Annotated in this window: 18 protein-coding genes, 1 tRNA gene and 1 pseudogene; 13 read left to right on the forward strand and 7 right to left on the reverse strand. The window is 59.1% G+C overall.

Going from position 1 to position 17,382, the window contains the following annotated elements; genetic code table 11:
• Positions 1–873: type II secretion system protein GspD (locus AC6FTP_RS15075; protein WP_497207743.1), on the forward strand; the 873-nt coding region annotated here is incomplete at its 5' end.
• A 5-nt stretch (positions 874–878) separates the two neighbouring features.
• Here AC6FTP_RS15075 and AC6FTP_RS15080 read toward each other — a convergent pair.
• Both AC6FTP_RS15080 and AC6FTP_RS15085 read right to left on the reverse strand, forming a co-directional pair.
• Positions 879–1,700, reverse strand: coding sequence for a sugar phosphate isomerase/epimerase family protein (locus AC6FTP_RS15080; RefSeq protein WP_497207744.1), 822 nt, complete (start codon positions 1,698–1,700; stop codon positions 879–881).
• A 33-nt stretch (positions 1,701–1,733) separates the two neighbouring features.
• A pseudogene (locus tag AC6FTP_RS15085) lies at positions 1,734–1,940 on the reverse strand (DUF4032 domain-containing protein); the annotation flags it as partial.
• Positions 1,941–2,084: 144 nt separating this feature from the next.
• On the opposite strand from AC6FTP_RS15085, the gene AC6FTP_RS15090 reads away from it, so the two are divergent.
• Both AC6FTP_RS15090 and AC6FTP_RS15095 read left to right on the forward strand, forming a co-directional pair.
• Positions 2,085–2,159, forward strand: a tRNA-Thr gene (locus AC6FTP_RS15090).
• Between the two features lie 17 nt (positions 2,160–2,176).
• On the forward strand, positions 2,177–3,196 hold the full coding sequence (locus AC6FTP_RS15095) for a hypothetical protein (RefSeq protein ID WP_497207745.1): 1,020 nt from the start codon (positions 2,177–2,179) through the stop codon (positions 3,194–3,196).
• Here AC6FTP_RS15095 and AC6FTP_RS15100 read toward each other — a convergent pair.
• Positions 3,178–3,462, reverse strand: a complete 285-nt coding sequence (locus AC6FTP_RS15100; protein ID WP_497207746.1) for a hypothetical protein — start codon at positions 3,460–3,462, stop codon at positions 3,178–3,180. The two genes, AC6FTP_RS15095 and AC6FTP_RS15100, sit on opposite strands and share 19 nt — an antisense overlap.
• 31 nt (positions 3,463–3,493) lie before the next feature.
• Here AC6FTP_RS15100 and AC6FTP_RS15105 point away from each other — a divergent pair, with 31 nt between their 5' ends.
• Entirely contained in the window at positions 3,494–4,564 is a 1,071-nt protein-coding gene (locus tag AC6FTP_RS15105; protein ID WP_497207747.1) for a histidinol-phosphatase, read from the forward strand.
• A gap of 33 nt (positions 4,565–4,597) precedes the next feature.
• Here AC6FTP_RS15105 and AC6FTP_RS15110 read toward each other — a convergent pair whose 3' ends face one another.
• The 4 genes from AC6FTP_RS15110 to queA form a co-directional block, all read right to left on the reverse strand.
• On the reverse strand, positions 4,598–5,191 hold the full coding sequence (locus AC6FTP_RS15110) for a hypothetical protein (protein ID WP_497207748.1): 594 nt from the start codon (positions 5,189–5,191) through the stop codon (positions 4,598–4,600).
• A 90-nt stretch (positions 5,192–5,281) separates the two neighbouring features.
• Positions 5,282–5,773: a hypothetical protein gene (locus AC6FTP_RS15115; protein WP_497207749.1), complete on the reverse strand. Its 492-nt coding sequence runs from the start codon at positions 5,771–5,773 to the stop codon at positions 5,282–5,284.
• Between the two features lie 9 nt (positions 5,774–5,782).
• Entirely contained in the window at positions 5,783–7,135 is a 1,353-nt protein-coding gene (gene thrC / locus AC6FTP_RS15120) for a threonine synthase (protein WP_497207750.1), read from the reverse strand.
• Between the two features lie 138 nt (positions 7,136–7,273).
• Positions 7,274–8,248: a tRNA preQ1(34) S-adenosylmethionine ribosyltransferase-isomerase QueA gene (queA, locus tag AC6FTP_RS15125; RefSeq protein ID WP_497207751.1), complete on the reverse strand. Its 975-nt coding sequence runs from the start codon at positions 8,246–8,248 to the stop codon at positions 7,274–7,276.
• A gap of 190 nt (positions 8,249–8,438) precedes the next feature.
• Between queA and AC6FTP_RS15130 the strand changes: the two genes are divergently transcribed.
• The 9 genes from AC6FTP_RS15130 (at position 8,439) to AC6FTP_RS15170 (ending at position 17,253) form a co-directional block, all read left to right on the forward strand.
• Positions 8,439–9,152, forward strand: coding sequence for a hypothetical protein (locus tag AC6FTP_RS15130; RefSeq protein WP_497207752.1), 714 nt, complete (start codon positions 8,439–8,441; stop codon positions 9,150–9,152).
• Between the two features lie 4 nt (positions 9,153–9,156).
• The gene (locus AC6FTP_RS15135) at positions 9,157–10,869 is read left to right on the forward strand and encodes a GspE/PulE family protein (RefSeq protein WP_497207753.1); all 1,713 of its coding nucleotides are present in this window, start codon (positions 9,157–9,159) and stop codon (positions 10,867–10,869) included.
• 44 nt (positions 10,870–10,913) lie between these two features.
• Complete coding sequence (locus tag AC6FTP_RS15140) at positions 10,914–12,185, forward strand: type II secretion system F family protein (protein ID WP_497207754.1); 1,272 nt, start codon at positions 10,914–10,916, stop codon at positions 12,183–12,185.
• A 76-nt stretch (positions 12,186–12,261) separates the two neighbouring features.
• Entirely contained in the window at positions 12,262–12,678 is a 417-nt protein-coding gene (gene gspG / locus AC6FTP_RS15145; RefSeq protein ID WP_497207755.1) for a type II secretion system major pseudopilin GspG, read from the forward strand.
• A 33-nt stretch (positions 12,679–12,711) separates the two neighbouring features.
• Positions 12,712–13,179, forward strand: a complete 468-nt coding sequence (locus tag AC6FTP_RS15150) for a hypothetical protein (protein ID WP_497207756.1) — start codon at positions 12,712–12,714, stop codon at positions 13,177–13,179.
• On the forward strand, positions 13,176–13,607 hold the full coding sequence (locus tag AC6FTP_RS15155; RefSeq protein WP_497207757.1) for a type II secretion system protein: 432 nt from the start codon (positions 13,176–13,178) through the stop codon (positions 13,605–13,607). The genes AC6FTP_RS15150 and AC6FTP_RS15155 overlap by 4 nt, the downstream gene beginning before the upstream one ends.
• Before the next feature lie 2 nt (positions 13,608–13,609).
• Positions 13,610–14,431, forward strand: coding sequence for a type II secretion system protein GspJ (locus AC6FTP_RS15160; RefSeq protein ID WP_497207758.1), 822 nt, complete (start codon positions 13,610–13,612; stop codon positions 14,429–14,431).
• The gene (locus AC6FTP_RS15165; protein ID WP_497207759.1) at positions 14,428–15,369 is read left to right on the forward strand and encodes a type II secretion system minor pseudopilin; all 942 of its coding nucleotides are present in this window, start codon (positions 14,428–14,430) and stop codon (positions 15,367–15,369) included. Before AC6FTP_RS15160 ends, AC6FTP_RS15165 begins: the two co-directional genes overlap by 4 nt.
• Positions 15,370–15,402: 33 nt before the next feature.
• Positions 15,403–17,253 carry an alpha/beta hydrolase-fold protein gene (locus AC6FTP_RS15170; protein WP_497207760.1) on the forward strand — a complete coding sequence of 617 codons (1,851 nt, stop codon included), beginning with the start codon at positions 15,403–15,405 and terminating at the stop codon, positions 17,251–17,253.
• The last annotated feature ends 129 nt before the right edge of the window (positions 17,254–17,382 follow it).

Here is a 17,382-nt window from a genome sequence, read left to right on the forward strand (position 1 = left end):
TTCTTTGGGCAGGCAGGTGCCAGCAGTGGGCTGCCGGGGTCCACCACCACCACAGGAACGACGACGACGACCAACAGCTTCGATCCCCGTGACGCACTCAGTGCCGCATCAGCCTTTGCCAGTGGCAACGGACTCACGTTCATCGGTGGCGTGCATCAAGGACTGGATTTGATCATCGAAACCCTGGAGACTGACAGCAAATTCAAAGTCATCTCCCGACCCAGTGTCTTCACCCAGAACAATACACCGGCCACACTGACCAGTGGTTCATCCTTCCCCATCGCCTCCTCCACACAGAGTTCGCTCCAGAACGGGATCAACAACAACAGCTTCCTCTCCAACGTCCAGTATCAGGACATCGTGCTCAGCCTGAACATCATCCCGCTGATCAATTCCGATGACGAACTGACCCTGCAAATCTCCCAGCAGAACAGTGAACGTGCAGGCAATACCGTCATCGCGGGCAATAACTATCCCATCATCACCAAGCAGGAACTCAACACCATCGTCGCCTGCCGGAACAACTCCACCGTGCTGCTCGGAGGATTGGTGCGCACAGACGACACGAAAACACGCACGGGCACTCCGATCATTTCTTTGATCCCGGGCTTGAACAAAATCTTCGGTTCGCGCCAGAGAGCTATCTCAAACAGCGAGCTGCTCATCTTTATCCAGCCGCGCATCGTCCGTGGCATGGATGACCTGCCTCCGAGCATCTATGACTCTCCTGGTTCCAGCCCTGATGCAGAAGATGCCAGGGCGGCGATGAACATCGAACGCATCAAACAGGAAGAGGCTCGGATCCCAGTCGCCAAGCCGAAAATGAGCCAGCGCCTCAAGACCATGCTCAACCGCGTACTTGTGAACGACTGACCCATTCAACCACAGACATACAATTCCTGATAGGATGTCGTGATCTTGCTCAGCCACTCGTCCTGATCCATGGCCCAGTAGCGGTTCGAGAAGATCTCCACCTCGCGGTGTCCTTGGAAACCGGTGGCATCCACCCAGTCGGAGATCTTTCGAATGGGGATGCAGCCCTCGCCCATCAGCCCGCGATCATTCAGCAGATCCGTCGTCGGTGTCTTCCAGTCGCAGATGTGGAAAGCGAATAGCCGCTCCTGCGCTGCGGTGAATTGGATCTGATGCTCCAGCTCCGGGTCCCACCAGATGTGATACACATCCGCCGCGATTCCCACCATGGCTGGTGAACCCAGCGCATCGCAGATGTCATTGGCCTGCCGCATCGTGTTCACCGCGCTGCGGTCATCCGCATACATCGGGTGCAATGGCTCGATCCCCAGCTTCACCCCCGCCGCCTCGGCGTCCGGCAGCACGGCTGCGATGCCCTCGACAATCTGCTTTCTCGACTCCTCCAGCGGCTGTCCCGGCACTGCCCCGCAGACGAGTACGATCAGCGGTGCCCCGAGCGCCTGTGCCTGCTCGATACAGCGACGATTGTCATCGATGGACTGCTGGCGAACTGCGACGGTCGATCCTGGAAAAAATCCCCCACGGCAAAGACTCACGATATCCAACCCGGCATCACGTGTCTGCCGCCCTACCGCAGCTGCGTCACGCCCCTCCAGATTGTAACGCCAGAAAGTGATGCCGCCTGCACCGGCATCAGCATATTTACGGATGCACTCCTCCGTGCTCCAGGGTTTTGTGGTGATGGTGTGCAGGCAGAGTCGCTTCATAGGAAGTCGGACAAAGCCAGTTTCCACGCATACTCAAGCCAGCTTTTTTGAACTGTGACGCAGATTGCGCTGGCGACGCCACTTGGGGCGATGCTCCTCAACCCATTCCGTTAGAGCACGCTCAAAACCGACATCCCGCCCCTCCTTTTCGCTGACCAGCCATTTATGCCGGTGAATCTCAGCCAGTTCAGCCTGAAATTCGGCATAAGGGGATGGAGCAGGTGCTGGTACGGACATGGTAGAGGGATGAAATTGTCCGGCTCACTGCCCCAAGACGCAAGTCCACTCACACTCCCGGGGCATTTTTCTCCGCAGCAAGGCAGAAAGAAAATGACAATTTTGAAGCCAGCCGCTATATCGTGACCTTCGCGTTCCATGGCACGGGCCGAAGTAGCTCAGCGGTAGAGCAGCGCATTCGTAATGCGCGGGTCGCGGGTTCGATTCCCGCCTTCGGCTCCATTCCAGGGAAAAAAGCTATGTCCAACCGCCCTGTACAGTCTCGCACCAGCCGCCTGCGGCGTCGTGAAGCCGTGCTCAATGGTCTATCCAAACTCGTTGGCTGCACTGCTTTGGTCGTCACCGTGGCCGTGGTTTTTTATGTCGCAGTCACCCAGTTGGACAAAGAAGGTCCCAAGATTGATCCCAGCTATCTCGAAGACTCGACCACCTCGCTGGCAGACCACCGCTGGTCAGGCTCCGAGCCTCAGCCCAAAGATGCGCGCATCAATCTAACGCGACCAGTTTTGCCCCCCAAAACCGCCGAGCAAGCCCTACCATCTCCGAGGGAGGTCAGCACCCAGATTGCCGAGCCGTCCGCCACGTTAAAACCCGGGATTAGCGGCATCGAAGAAAAGCGTCCGAAAATCGAGGAAGTCGTGCAGAGATTCTTCACTGCCACCACCATAGCCGAGAAAGCAGCCTCCTCACGGGACCGGGCACGTGTCCAGAGTCTCATGGATGTCTATTATCAGAAGCATCCCATCACCACCGGCCAGTGGCAGGGCGTCGGCTGGATCATGCCCATGGACGAGCCCGGTCACCGCCTCGCCTATGCCCAGACACTCTTCACCGGCTCTGATCCCATCTGTGTCATCATTGAGGAATCCGAAAACGGCAGCTTCCTCGTAGATTGGGAAAGCAGTGTCCGCTACAGCGAGATCGACTGGAAGGACTTCCTCTCCACACGCCCCGACCATCCCACCCTCTTCCGCGTCATTGCTTCCAAGCCCGTCAACTTCATCGACGCCCAAACCGACCTCTCTCAGGAAGTCATCGAACTCAAGCATCCCGCCGAGCAGGGCACAGTTTATGCCTACTTTAATCGAGATGACCCTCAATTTCGTTCGCTCTTGGAGCAATTGAAGCTTGGCAACTGGACCAATGTTCCCCTAACCTTACGACTTTGTTACCCAGGGCCCACCGCCAGTTCGCGGGCGGTCCGTATCACAAGCGTGGAGGGTAAGGGCTGGATAATACTTCAACACAGGAGGAGCTGAATCGTGAGTAAAAGCGCATCAACCAAGGCAAAAGCGAAAAAACCGGCTCCCAAGCCGGCACCGAAAAAGACTCCATCCAAGCCCACCCCCAAGAAGAAGCCGTCTGCCAAGCCCGCGGCCAAAAAGCCAGCACCTAAAAAGCCCATCCCAGCCAAAAAGCCTGCCAAGCCAGCCCCTAAAAAGTCCGCGCCGGTGAAAGCACCAGCCAAGAAGCCAGCGCCAGCACCCAAGCCCGCCGCCAAAGCTGCGGCATCGAGCCCGGCCAAGGCAAAATCTCTCCCCGTCAAACCTGCCCCCGTGGCAGTCCCCAAAACCACCGCGCCGGCTCCAGCTCCGGCACCCGTGGTGCCTCCCGTGCCAGCGCTGCTCAAAATCATCGCGCCGACACCTGTGCCACCTCCCCCCAAACCCGCCCCCAAACCGTCCACCAAAGCCCTCCCAGGCAAGGTCAACATTCCCCTTTTCCCCTCCGAGCCCATCGCCCCGGCCAAGCCGCCCGTCATCTCGACCGAAAAGCCCGCCGCCACCAAGTCTGGCGCACTTTACTACGACTCCCACATGCACACCCCGCTGTGCAAGCACGCTTGGGGAGAGCCTGAAGAATATTGCGCCCAGGGCGTGAAGTCCGGCCTCAAAGGCATCATCTTCACCTGCCACTGCCCCATGCCCGACGGCTTCTGGCAGATCGTCCGCATGTCCGAGAGCGAGTTCGACCTATACGTCAGCCTCGTCCAGCGCGCCAAAGCCGCCTACAAAAACAAGCTCGACGTCTGCCTCGGCATCGAGAGCGAATACTTCCCCGGCTACGAGAAATACATCGAAGACCTCCACAAGCGCGCCGACTTCGACTACTGCCTCGGCGCCGTCCACTGGCAGGCCAAAGAGTACCTCCACCGCTACGAGCAGGGCACCATCGAAGGCTTCCGCCGCACCTACTTCGAACACCTCGCCGCCAGCGCCGAGACCGGCCTCTATGACTGCGTCGCCCATCCTGACCTGGTCAAAAACTACCACCCGGACAGTTGGTGCTTCGCCATCATCAAGAATACCGTCTCCACCGTCCTCGACCGCATCGCCAAGACCGGCGTCGCCATGGAGATGAACACCTCTGGCCTCAACAAGAGCTATTCCGAGATGAACCCCGGAAACGAAATGCTCCGCATGATGGCCGAACGCAAGATCCCCATCGTCCTCGGCAGTGACTCCCACCGCGCCCCACGTGTTGGCGAGCATTTTATCACCGCCTTGAACAACCTCTCCGAAGCCGGATTCGAAGAAGTCAGCTACTTCAAGAAGCGCCAGCGCATCGACCTGAAGATCAGCGACGTCATCTCCAGCATCCGCCGGGCTGCCGACGCCAACTCCTGAGTCTCACCCACCCCAGCGATGGGGTGGACCTTCTCAGTCCTTCAAGTGATCGACGATGATCTGGGACCATGTCTCCAGCTCTTCCCGCATCGCCCGCAGTTCTGCCAGCGTGTAGAAGCCCAGATCTTGGATCGCGTCTTCGTTCGACTGCACCTCATCACTGCTCAGCTCAAAGCGATGCACCACGCCCAGATGCACACTCCCCACCTCACTGGAGTCGTCATTGATCAGACCGATCACCTCCTGCGTGTGCGTCCCCCCGATCACCAGTTCCTCCGTGATCTCTCGTTCGATGCTGTTGAAATACATCGACTCACCCAGCCCATCGTGGCTTTGGTCCACCGGATTGATGTGCCCGCCGATGCCCACTGACCGCTTCGCCACCAGACGCTTCTCCCCCGACTTTCCGCCCCGCGTATAGCACAGGTAGCGCCCCGCGTGGTGAAAGATCGAGTACGGGATCAGTTGCTTGTGAGTTGGGTCCAGCTCCGCAGCAGGCCGTTCCATAAAAAAGTTCGCTCCAGGTGCCAGCATCGCCCCCAGATAGCGCTCCACCTCTGGCTGGAAGCCTTGGAAGCTGCCGAGTTGATCGAGGAGCGGGCGGGGGATGACGAGGACGTGTTCCATGGTAAAATGAGAGCCGAGAGTGGACCGCCCATACCCCGGGTCAATCCCCAGCGCATCATTCCACCAAGTTTTTCGCCTCGATGCCGGGACTCAGCGCCGGGAGGCCTGCGGCAGGGTGATGTTAGGGTGATACACCTCACACTCCTTTTTATGCAGCCAGACGCTCATCCAGAAGGTCAGTACACCGCCCACGACCACGGCTAGCACTCCATGCCGGGCATAGCGGGACTTCGTCAAAGCCATGGCCAGCACGCAGATCGCCACCATCGCGTAATACACCCAGGCCGTGTCCTGTCGCAGTTGAGTTTGTTTTTCGATCATCTCCCCAAAGGAGACCGGCCTCGTGGCCAGTATGCGCGGTGTGGCCTCCAGCAGAAAGGAGAGGTAGGGCCAGACACTCGCGCAGGAGAGAGCAATCACCGCCAGGGCCAGCAGGCGGGTCCGTTTTTCCCCCGCCAGGAAGGCCACGATGAGAAACGTCAATCCAATCCCCAACCCGTAAAGTGGCAGCGACTCCAGCAGCAGATGCGCGTATTGGGGATCGCGTACGCTCTGCCAGAGGTCGGTCAATTCGCGCCACATGGGAATCGGTCAAAGGGTGGCGCGGAGAAAGGCTTTTACGGCAACATCCGTGGCCTCCAGCGGATGCGTCTTCAGCGGCTTCGACTTCAGCGCTTCCAGGGAGGGATGCACGGGCTCGCTGCCCGTGGCTTCCTGCACCACTTCGGGGAACTTTGCCGGGCTGGCGGTGCTCATCACCACACTCACGCGGTCTTGCGCCATGTCAGTAAAGGCACAGGCCGTGTGTGGATCGATGACGTACTGCCAGTCCTTCCACATCTGCGCGATGACGAGGGGGATGGTCGCGTCTTCCATCCGGCTGCTGCGGAAGCTGGAGGGCACCCTGGGGAAGGTGACCTTTTCCCCGGCCTTCATGCGCTGCATCACCTCGCGCACGCGGCCTTGGTCTTTCCCCAGCATGAAGTAGAGGTAGCGCTCAAAGTTAGATGCGGCCTGGATGTCCATGCTCGGCGCGTGGCTGGGCTTCACCTCGCCCTGCTGGTAGTCGCCCGACTTGAAGAAGCGGTGCAGAATGTCGTTTTGGTTCGTCGCCACGCGGAAGGAACCGCAGGGAAGCCCCATCTGCTGGCACATCCAACCCGCCAGCACGTTGCCAAAGTTCCCTGTGGGCACCACAAACTCCACGGTGGCGCGCGCCTCGGGCGGCAGGCGCAGCCAGGCCCAGACGTAATAGACGCACTGGGCGAGCACTCGGGCGATATTGATGCTGTTGACGGCGGAGAGATTGACTTCGCGGACGAACGCATGATCCCCGAAGCACTCCTTCACGACACGCTGGGCATCATCAAAGGTGCCCGGAACTGGGATGGCGTGAACATTGGCCGCCCCGGTGCATGCCATCTGCCGCTCCTGCAGGGGGGCCACGCGTCCGTTTGGATAAAGGATAAATATTTCGATGCCCTCCTGCCCCATGCAGCCATGGATCGCCGCGCTGCCGGTGTCACCCGAGGTGGCGCCGAGCACGGCGAGCTTCTTCCCGCTGAGCTTGACCTGCCGCTTGTAGAGCAGTCCGAGCAGTTGCAGGGCGAAGTCTTTAAAGGCCAGCGTGGGGCCGTGCCAGAGTTCCAGGACGTAGGTCTTGTCCGAGATCTTTTTCAATGGTGCCACCTCGGGTGTATCGAAGCGCCGATACGCCTCTGCCGTCAGGGAGTGCCACTCTTCCAGCGGGATCTCGGGCCCGAAGATCGAGAGAAACTCCGCCGCCAGCTCCGCATACGTGAGCTTTTCCCAGCCTGCGAGCTTGTCCGCGATGCTCGGCAGATTTTCCGGCAGAAAGAGGCCTCCATCAGGAGCCAGCCCGGCTTCGACAGCTTCAGAAAAGGTATGCGGGCGCGTTTGTCCGCGCGTGGAAATATAAAACATAAAAGGGAAGGGAGGCCGATACTGCCATGCCCTCCTCGCAACTCAAGCCCCGAACCAAGACTCGGGACTTGATGTTCGACTCCGAGGCAAGGAGAACAAAAAGCCCCCGCGAGAGGTCACAGATACCATCAATACGTTCTACAAAATCAGCATGCAGTCACCATAGCTGAAAAAGCGGTAGCGCTCGCGGATCGCCTCGGCGTAGGCGCTCATGATCAATTCTTTGCCAGCAAAGGCGCTCACCAGCATGATGAGCGTGGACTTGGGCAGGTGAAAATTGGTCAGCAACGCGCCCACCGCCCGGAAACGGTAGCCTGGGTAAATGAAGATGTCGGTGCTGCCAGCAGCCTCCACGACTTGCCCGTGATCCCTTGCCACGGTTTCAAGTGTGCGCAGCGACGTGGTGCCGACAGCAACGATGCGTTCGGCCTTCGAGATTTTGGCCGCTGTCTCCGCACTGACCTCATAGGCCTCCGAATGCATCGTATGTTCCTCGATCTTCTCTGCTTTCACCGGCTGGAAGGTCCCCACACCGACATGCAGTGTCACAAAGGTGTGCGGCAAGGTGGCGAGCAGTTCGGGCGTGAAATGCAGCCCTGCTGTTGGCGCGGCGATGGCACCCTCGCTTTTCGCAAAGACGGTTTGGTAGCGCTCGCGGTCCATCGGCTGATCATCCCGCCCCATGTAGTGCGGCAGCGCCAGATGCCCATGGAGATTTTCATCCACCGGGGCATCCCATTCGATGATGCGCTCCCCGTTCTCCAGAATCTCCTTCACGGTGCCCGTGGAGTCTCCGATGGCCACGGTGTGACCAAGGCGGAATCGCTTTCCAGGCTTCACCATGCAGCGCCAGAGCGTGGGGGTGATCGGCTCCAGTCGCAGGACTTCGCGTGTGCCATCATTGGAAAAGAATCGCGCAGGGACCACGCGGGTGTTGTTCAGCACCAGCATATCCTCCGGCGTGAGGAAGTTCGGCAAATCGCGGAACATCCGGTGCTCGATCAGGCCGCTGTCCCGATGCACCACCATCATGCGCGAACTCGATCTATCTGCCAGCGGCTCGCTGGCGATGAGTTCAGGCGGGAGATGGTAGTCGAAGTCGGAAGTCAGCACGGCGGAGCAGGGAAGTCGGCACCTCTGGCACAAGCATCGCCGCAGGTCATCCCAGAGCTTTTGATTTCAGAAAATACAAAGAATCGGTCATCGATCCTGGGCTGGGTGACAAAACTATCGCAAACCTTCCCATGCCGTTTCAACGCGCCACTCGACAAGGGAGTCTCTTGCAGCTACAAAACGCGCCCTAATGGTTCCAACCCCACGTATCGCCCCACTTCTTATTGCCGCCGCACTCTGGTTTGCGGGCCTTTCGGGTGCGCATGCGCAGTGGTTGATTTACGAACTGGTTTTCACCCCGGAGGCGGACTCGGTGAACTTCAGCAGCTATCGCAGCGCCTACCTCGTGGCTCCCGCCAATGGCGGTGCAGCGACGATGGTTCTGACGACCGATGAAGGCGGACGCTACTTCGCCGTCGCAGACAGTGGCGCGAAGTTCTTCCTCGCCGCGAATGCAACCCAGCGTAAAGCAGCCTTCTCGGCACTGGCTGTGTCAGGCAACTCTCAGGCTCTTTACACGGCCTCGGGACACTTGAACCGCTCGCTACTTCTCGACACACCTGAGGGTCAGCGTGTCCTTCGTGTGGCAGAGTCTCTCACAGGCCGCCTTCTCGCCGCCGATGATGAATCCGACAAAGGCCCGGCAGAGGACGGCTCCATCGGCATGATCGGCAGTGCCTTGATCACCGGCACGCTGCGTGAAGATCTCACGGGCATCGCTTCCCGGCACTTTACGGCGCAAAACTTGGCCGTGGCCTATGTGGTCGAGCTTTTGGAAAAGTATGGCTATGCGCCGGATGAAGGTTCCGCGCCGATGAAGATCGAGATCGAAACCATCCAGGAGGATGGATCGATCATCGACACCAGCCTTTTCCCGCCTGAGGCTCTGCCGAAGGCTCCGTGAACTGATGAAGAATATCCGGCAAGCTCTCGTGCAGTGTTTGGAGTCCTCTGGAGGCTCCGGCATCCCTCTGCCCTCCGCCACGCCGAGTTCGTCGGTTGTGAATCAACTCCTCGACCTCGGCAGCATCGATGAAGAGGCATTTCTCTCCCAGCTAGCCACCCGAATGGGGCTTGGCTTTGTTGCCAATCCGCTGCCCGACTCTGCGGATGCACCGGAGATGAAGCGCCTGCTGCCGCCGCGTGTGGCTTTGCGGCATCGCCTGCTGCCGATCAAGATCATCGAAGAAGAAGGCACGACGGTGAAAAAGCTCGTCGTGGTCGGTTACGATCCCTTTGATCTCATCGGCCATCAGGCCGTCGCTCGTGAAGTGGATGCGCCAGTGCGATTGGAGATCGCTCCGCGCAAACGTCTCCTCAATGCCATGCGTGATTTCTACGGCGTGGGTGCGGATACATTCGAAGAGATCCTCAAAGGTCGCGACGTGGATGGTTCCGACCTCGAACAGCGTGACGAAGCAAATATCATCGACGCCGATGACGAGGAAGCCTCCGTTGTGAAGTTCGTGAACACGGTTATCCGCGAAGCGCTGGAACAGCACGCCACGGATATTCATGTCGAGCCGATGGAAGAAAAGCTGCGCATGAGATACCGCATCGACGGTCGTTTGCGTGAGGTGCCCGTGCCGGAGAACATCAAACAGCTCCAGCAGTCCGTGATCGCTCGTCTGAAGGTCATGGCCAAGCTCGACATCGCCGAGCGCCGACTCCCGCAGGATGGACGTATCAATCTCCAGATCGCCGGACAATTCATCGACGTCCGAGTCGCCACCATTCCGAGTGTCGAGGGCGAGAGCGTGAGCCTTCGTTTGCTCGGGCAGGAGAAGTTCAATCTCGACAAGCTCCGCATCGAGCCCGACCTGCGCGCTGAGGTCGAGACGCTGCTCAAGAAGCCCAACGGAATCATCCTCGTCACGGGTCCCACCGGTTCCGGCAAATCGACGACGCTCTACACCTTCCTCAGCCAGCTCAATACCGAGCACCGACGTATCGTCACCATCGAAGATCCGGTGGAAAACAAGCTCCCCGGTGTCGTCCAGATCGCCGTACGGCCTGAGATCAATCTAAGCTTCGCCACCGGTCTGCGCTCCATTCTCCGTGGTGACCCGAACGTCGTGATGATCGGGGAAATGCGCGACCTTGAGACCGCCGAAATTGCCATCCGCGCTGCGTTGACCGGTCACTTGGTTTTCAGCACCCTGCATACGAATGACGCACTCGGAGGCATCATGCGACTCATCGACATGGGCGTGGAGCCCTTCCTCGTTTCGAGTTCCGTGCGCGCCTTCATCGCCCAGCGACTCGTGCGCGTGCTTTGCAATGAATGCCGCGAAGTTGACCCCGACGCGAAGTCCCGTCTGCACGATCAGCTTCAATACAGCGGCCCCATCATCAGCCCTGTCTATCGTGCCAAAGAAGGCGGCTGCGAGGCATGCCGCGCCACGGGTTATCGAGGCCGAATGTCCATCTATGAACTCGTGCGCCTCACCCCGGCCATGGGCGAGCTCGTCACCCACAAAGCCAGCAATTCGCAGCTCTACGTGCAGGCCTACAAGGACGGCTACCGCCCCATGCGTGAATACGGCGTCCGCAAAATTTTAGCCGGTCTCACCTCCATCGACGAAGTCATCAGCGTCACCGTCGCCGAGTCGGAGCAGTGATTTAGGTTTCGGCATTCGTCATTCGGATTTCGTCATTCACCCTCATGCCCACCTTCGCCTATCAAGCCTCTGATGCCGCCGGACGTGACGTCTCAGGTTCCATCGACGCACAGGACCGCGCCAGCGCCGTGCGAGCGCTGACTGGCAAGGGGTTGCAGCCCTTTCAGGTCAAAGAAGGTGCGGCAAAAACACCTGTCCGCGGAGTCAAAGCCGCTCCAACCACCGCCAAAGGCAAAGCCGCTGCGGCGGAAGAAGTGGCAAATGGGCCGATCAAGCTCGGCGGCAAGCAGCTCCAGCTTTTCACCGAGGAACTCGGCGAACTCCTCGAAGCCGGGATGCGTCTGGAGCAGGCTCTCAAGCTGATGGAAGGGAAGGGAACCACGGGAACCCACAGCCGCATCGCCGCACGTCTGGGTAATCTCATCCGCGAAGGTCATCCCTTCAGCAGCGCGCTGAAGCAGTCCTCGCCGAGCTTCAACGAACTCTTCTGCGCTGTCGCCGCTGCAGGCGAGGCGGGTGGATCACTCTCCGAATCCATGAAGCGCCAGGGGCAGTATCTCGCTAAAGTGCGCGAGCTGAAAAGCCAGGTCGCCGTGGCGCTGATCTATCCCGGCTTCCTCGGTTTCTCGGCCGTGGCCGTGACCATCATCTTCACCACCTTCCTCATTCCTCGCCTCAGTGGCATGATGTCCCGGATGCGCGGCGGCGTGCCGAAAGGCGTGCAGCTCATCCTCGACTTCTCCGCCTTCATGCGCAGCTACTGGTGGCTGCTTTTGGCGGGCACGGCTTTGATTGGGCTCGCCTTCTGGGTCTGGTCCGGCTCGAAGAAAGGCCGCCCCGCCTGGGATGAGACGAAGCTCAAGATTCCCTTTTTCGGCAATGTGCTCATGGCGAACTTCCACACGCAGTTTCTCGAAACACTCGCCTCGCTCACCGGCGGCGGTCTGCCTTTGCTCAAAGGCCTGGAACTCGCTTCCCGCATTTCGGCAAACCAGTTCATTCAAAGGCAGCTCGTGAACGTCATCGACGGCGTCCGCGATGGCTCGGCGCTTTCGCGTTCATTGGAAAAGACCGCCCTCTTCCCGATCAACCTGCTGGAAATGGTTCGCATCGGCGAGCATACCGGCGACATCAGCGGCACCCTCCGTCGTGCAGCCGACCGCTGTGGCCGCGAACTGGAAAAGAGCCTCGAAAAGCTCATGGCCATGCTCCAACCCATGATCATCCTCGTCATGGCAGGGCTCGTCGGCGTCATGGCCTACATGATGATCACCATCATCTACGACACCGTCGCCACATTGAACACACGGCGTTGATCCCACGATTTGGTGGTGACGACTTCCGAACAATCTGCCAGCATCGCTTTCCAAGCTTTCACCCTGCTTACCCTCCATGAAAATCCAGCCCACCTCACGCCGCCTCGCTCGCAGCATCCGCTCCGCCTTCACTCTGATGGAGATGATCCTCGTGCTAGCCATCATCGCCATCCTCATCGCCATCGGCGCGTCCACATTGGGTGAATTCGATGAGCAGGCCAAAATCACCGCCGCACGCGCCCAGATCGGCACCGTGTCCACCGCCGTCAAAATGTACAAGGTCAACAATCGCAACCTGCCGCCCTCGCTGGATGCCCTCGTCAAACCACCGGCCAATGCGCCCGTGAAGAAGCCCTTCATGGAGGAGAACGGCATCATTGATCCCTGGGACAACAAGTACATCTACAAGAGCCCAGGCAAGGATGGCAAAGCCTACGAGATCTATTCCGCCGGAGCGGATAAGCGCGAAGGCACGGATGACGATGTGCGCTGAGTTCACCGTTTCATCCGCACTGGCGTATGAGTCATGAAAATCCTCCCACCATCACCACGCGCCAGCGGAGCCTTCACTCTGCTGGAACTCATCCTGGTGATGAGTGTCATGGTCATGGTCATCGGGGTGGGCGTGGGCAGCTTCGCATACTTTGATCAAGTCGATCCGCTGGATGAACCCGCACAGCGGCTTGGGCAGATGTCGAAGTATGCGATGAACACCGCCGTGATCCAGCATCGCGGCATGACCATTGGCTTTGATAAAGAAAGCTTCGGCGTGATCGGGGCCAGCTCCGGGGAGCTGGGCAGTTACAGCCATGGGAAGGGCATCAAAGTCTTCATCAAACGTTGGAATGGCAAAGGCTGGGAAAAAGCCGAGGGCCAGACATGGCGATTCGGTGAGCAGGGCATCTGCGAACCCATCATCGTCCGCCTGGAGGATCCCACAGGCGGCTTCCGCGAAGTGAAATTTCACGCACTGACCGGAGGCGTCACCCAATGAGACTTCCGCACGGCTTTATTCAAGCATCCCGCGCTCAACGCGGCATGACGCTGCTGGAGGTCGTGCTCGCCTTGGCCGTGTTCTCCATCGCCGCACTCGCCCTCGTGGGCACGATCAACAAGATCGCCGATGTCGCCACAGACTCGCAGAAGTTCCTCGAAGTCGAGCAGACCCTGGAATCCTTGATCGACGAGTATGGCAAGGCTCCGCAGATCCGGGATCTCGAAGAAGAGATCAAGGCGGGGAGTGATGGAGTGTCCTACCGCGTCATCATCGAGCAGGTCAAAGACCTCAAGAATCAAAAAGGCCAGTTCCTCCAGGACATGTATCACATCCGCGCCATCGCCCGCTGGAATGACGGCAGTGGCCCCACCGAGGTTAGTGCGGAAACCCTGCGCTACGCGGGCTCTTTTATACCCGTGCAATAGTCATGAAGCGCGTCTCTCACCTCTCTGACCAAAGCGCGCGCGGACATCTGCGTGCCGCAGGCTTCACATTGTTTGAGATGATCATCGCGCTCTCGATGTTCGTGATGCTCATCGCGGGCATCTTCTCCATCTCCCAGTCCACGCTGGAACTCACCGAGAGCATTTCCATTTCGCAGGATCGCTCCCTCATCCGGCAGAACTTCATCGAGTTCATGCGCCGTTCCTTCCGCACCCTGCCGGGAGAGGCCGAGGTACGTCTTACGGTGAAGCAGAGCGGCAGCAGCTATGTGCCCACGCTGAACATCGCCAATGGCGGCAGTTCCTTCACGCCGGGCACCTCGCTCGCTCCTGACACCAGCATGGATGTGTATGCCGAGGAGCGCCCCGGCGGCTACCTTCGCGTCATGCTACGTGTGCTGGACCAAAAGCAGACCCAGGCCATCCGCTCCAATCAAACCGTCCGCTACTCCAAAGATCAGATCACCCTGCCGCTGCTGGACAATGTGAGCCGCTTCGAGTGGAAGTTCTTCGATGCCAGCACCAACCGCTGGGAGAACAATTGGAAGCAGGCCCGCCGTCCCATCATGGCTGAGATGAATCTTCAGCTCGATGATGGCTTCGAGTCCCGCTCCGTCTTCTGGCTTCCACCCATCTTGCCAAATGCTGCCAATCAGATCATTCAGAATGCAAACAACCTGAATAACCTGAACAACCCAAATAACCTGAACCCGAATCCCAACAACCCGAATCCCCCTCTCAACAATTCAAACCCGGGCCTGAATTCTCCCTCGCCCATTCCAGGGGGGGGCGGACTCCAGCAATGATCTCCCATCCTCCAGTCACCTCACGCACCACCTCCGGTGCCGCTCTGTTGGCGGTGCTTTGGGTCATCGCGTTGTTGCTGGGACTGGTCGCCGGGGCTTCTCTGCTGCTCACTCAGGATCTCGATGCTGCTGCGGCGAAGCGGCAGGTCTTCCGTGCCCGCATGTTGGCAGAGACCGGGCTCGCCCTGGCGATGAACCCAGAGATCGAACCAGACGATCCTCTTCTGCGCCGTCAGATCAACGATGACGAGCAATACGAAGTGCAGATGACTGGCGAAGACGGCCTGCTGAATCCCAACGTCCTCCTCCAGTCTGAAGATCGGGAAACCTTCCGCCGCATCTTCCGGAACTGGGGGCTCGAACTCTCCAAGGCGGATGGCATCATCGACTGCCTCCTCGACTGGGTGGACCAGGATGACTTCAAGCACATCAACGGCGCGGAGAGCAAGCACTACGGAAACGATGGCCGCCCCTTCAACCGCCCTTTCCGTTCCATTGAAGAGATGAGCCTCGTGCGTGGCATGGAACTCGTCGAGCAGGCGAATCCCGATTGGCGCAATTGGTTCAGCGTGCTGGCTTCGGGGAAGCTGGATGTCAATGAAGCCCGCCCCGAGGTCATCACCACCATTACTGGGGTGAGCATGACCACTGCGCAAAACCTGCAAAGGAACCGCCTCGGCCCCGATGGCATTCGCAGCACCCAAGATGACATGCGCTTGGATATGCCAAGCGCTCTGGTCATGCTCGGCATTCCCACGAACTCGCCCCTCGCAAATATCATCTCCGTGGACAGCCCGACGCAGCGCATCGTCGTCCGCGTCCGTGTCGGCGATCTCGAACGCGAGGTGTCCGCTGTCGTGCAGGGTGCCATCGGCAAGGGGGTCACCTCCATCCTTTATCTCACTGAGGGAAATCCGCCGAAGAACGAGACAAGATAGGTCGGGATGTTCCTGAACGTCTCCCCTTATCTCATGCGCCGACTCCTCTTCCTGCCGTTTCTCCTTCTCGCCGCCCACGCCGCCGAGCCCGACTTCCCCCTCACGGCGGATTCCCAGCCGCAGGCAACTGTGCCAAAGGGCGAGATCATCAAAGGCAGCTACACCGCCCGCGATGGCAGCGTCTTCCCCGGCACCGAGCGCGACTACCAGATCTACCTGCCCGCCGGGCTCGATAAGACACAGCCCTCCGCCTTCATGGTCTTTCAGGACGGCGTCATCTACCAGGCTCCCGTCGTCTTCGACAATCTCATCGCCAGGAAAGAGATCCCGCCACTCGTCGGCATCTTCATCAAGCCCGGTATTGTCCCCGCCGCGAATGACAACGCCCTCCCGCGCTTCAATCGCAGCTACGAATACGACAGCATCACGCCCACTTACTCCGACTTCCTGATCAATGAGTTCCTACCCGCCATCGAATCAAAGCATGGCCTGACATTGAGCACGGATCCCAATCACGCAGCCATCTCTGGCAACAGCAGCGGCGGCATCTGCGCCTTCATGGTCGCCTGGCATCGGCCAGACCGCTTCCGCCGCGTCTTCACCGGCGTCGGCACCTACGTCGGCATCCATGGCGCCGATCAGCTCCCCGTCCTCGTCCGCAAATTCGAGCCCAAGCCCCTCCGCATCTTCCTCCAAAGCGGCACTGGCGATAACAACCTCTACTGCGGCGACTGGTGGATGGCGAACCAGATGATGGAACGCAGCCTCACCTGGGCCGGCTACGACGTGAACCACGCCTGGGGCGAAGGCGGCCACAACGCCAAACACGCCACCCAGATCTTCCCCGAAGTCCTCCGCTGGCTCTGGCGCGACTGGCAGACCACCATGGAGATCAATGCCAACCCCAAAGGCGAATCGAAGTGGAAGGGGTATGAGGTCGTGGGGGCTGGGGAGTGGAGTCCACTTGAATTACCAAGGACGAATAAAGATGATTCTCTGCGAATTCATCACATGGCTTCAAACCAAAGCGGCGACGTGTTCTTTGCTCATGAATTTCCAAAGCCCGTTTGGCGATATGGTCCCGATGGGCATGTAAGCAGCTATTCGCCGGGAGTAAGAGGGGCACACAAGCTGTGGAGTATCGCTTGTGCCAAATCTGGATTGCCCGTCGTCTGTGTATCTGGAGGTGAGGGAGTCGTGCGAATCGGAGAAATCGATAAAGCTGGGGTTATGAACAAACCCAGCAGGTGTCCTGAAGGACTTTTGGCTTTTGGCGGAGGTGAAATCACGTTACTAACGGGACTCGGTCACAAACAAGACAATCATGAACCTTTTGCTGAAGGGGATCACGCTAGTGTGATGCTACTGGATCAAAATAGGATACTGCAACATTCGATCTTTCTGCCTGCTCCATCAATGATTACAGGCATCTGTCTCTCGCCTGATCAAACGCATATTTACCTGGCTCAAAAAGACAGTTCCTTCATCGCTAGTGTGCTGATTACGCCGAGTCCGACACTGCCAAGTGACCCTTTCGCCGCAGGGCAGAAGGGCAGCACCGAACCTGCAATGGCAGAGGCGCAGAGTTACGGGGAGCTTGAGGTTGCAAAAGGAACGAAGCCTGATGTAGGTGGCCTCTGCGTGGACACCAACGGCTGGCTCTACGTCGCCACCTCCCTCGGCATCCAAGTGCTCGACCAAGCAGGCCGTGTGAACTTCATCATCTCGACCCCGAGGCCCGCGCTCGACGTCTGCTTCGGCGGCAAACACCTCAGCGAACTCTTCATCGCCTGTGGCGACACCATCTACAAACGCCCCACGAAAGCCAAAGGCGTCGTCAGCGGCCAGCAGCCCCCCATCAAGCCCCCTGCTCCGAAACTCTGATCGGCTGCAAATACGTGTGATGAAACGGTCTGCTTGATTGGGGGCCTTGTGGCTCCGTCAGTGGACTCCTCTCCCGCAGGCCCTTCGTGACAACGATGTATTTCCTCCTCGACGCTCGATCTCCTCTTC

Source organism: Prosthecobacter sp., assembly GCF_044378005.1.
Classification (GTDB): domain Bacteria; phylum Verrucomicrobiota; class Verrucomicrobiia; order Verrucomicrobiales; family Verrucomicrobiaceae; genus Prosthecobacter.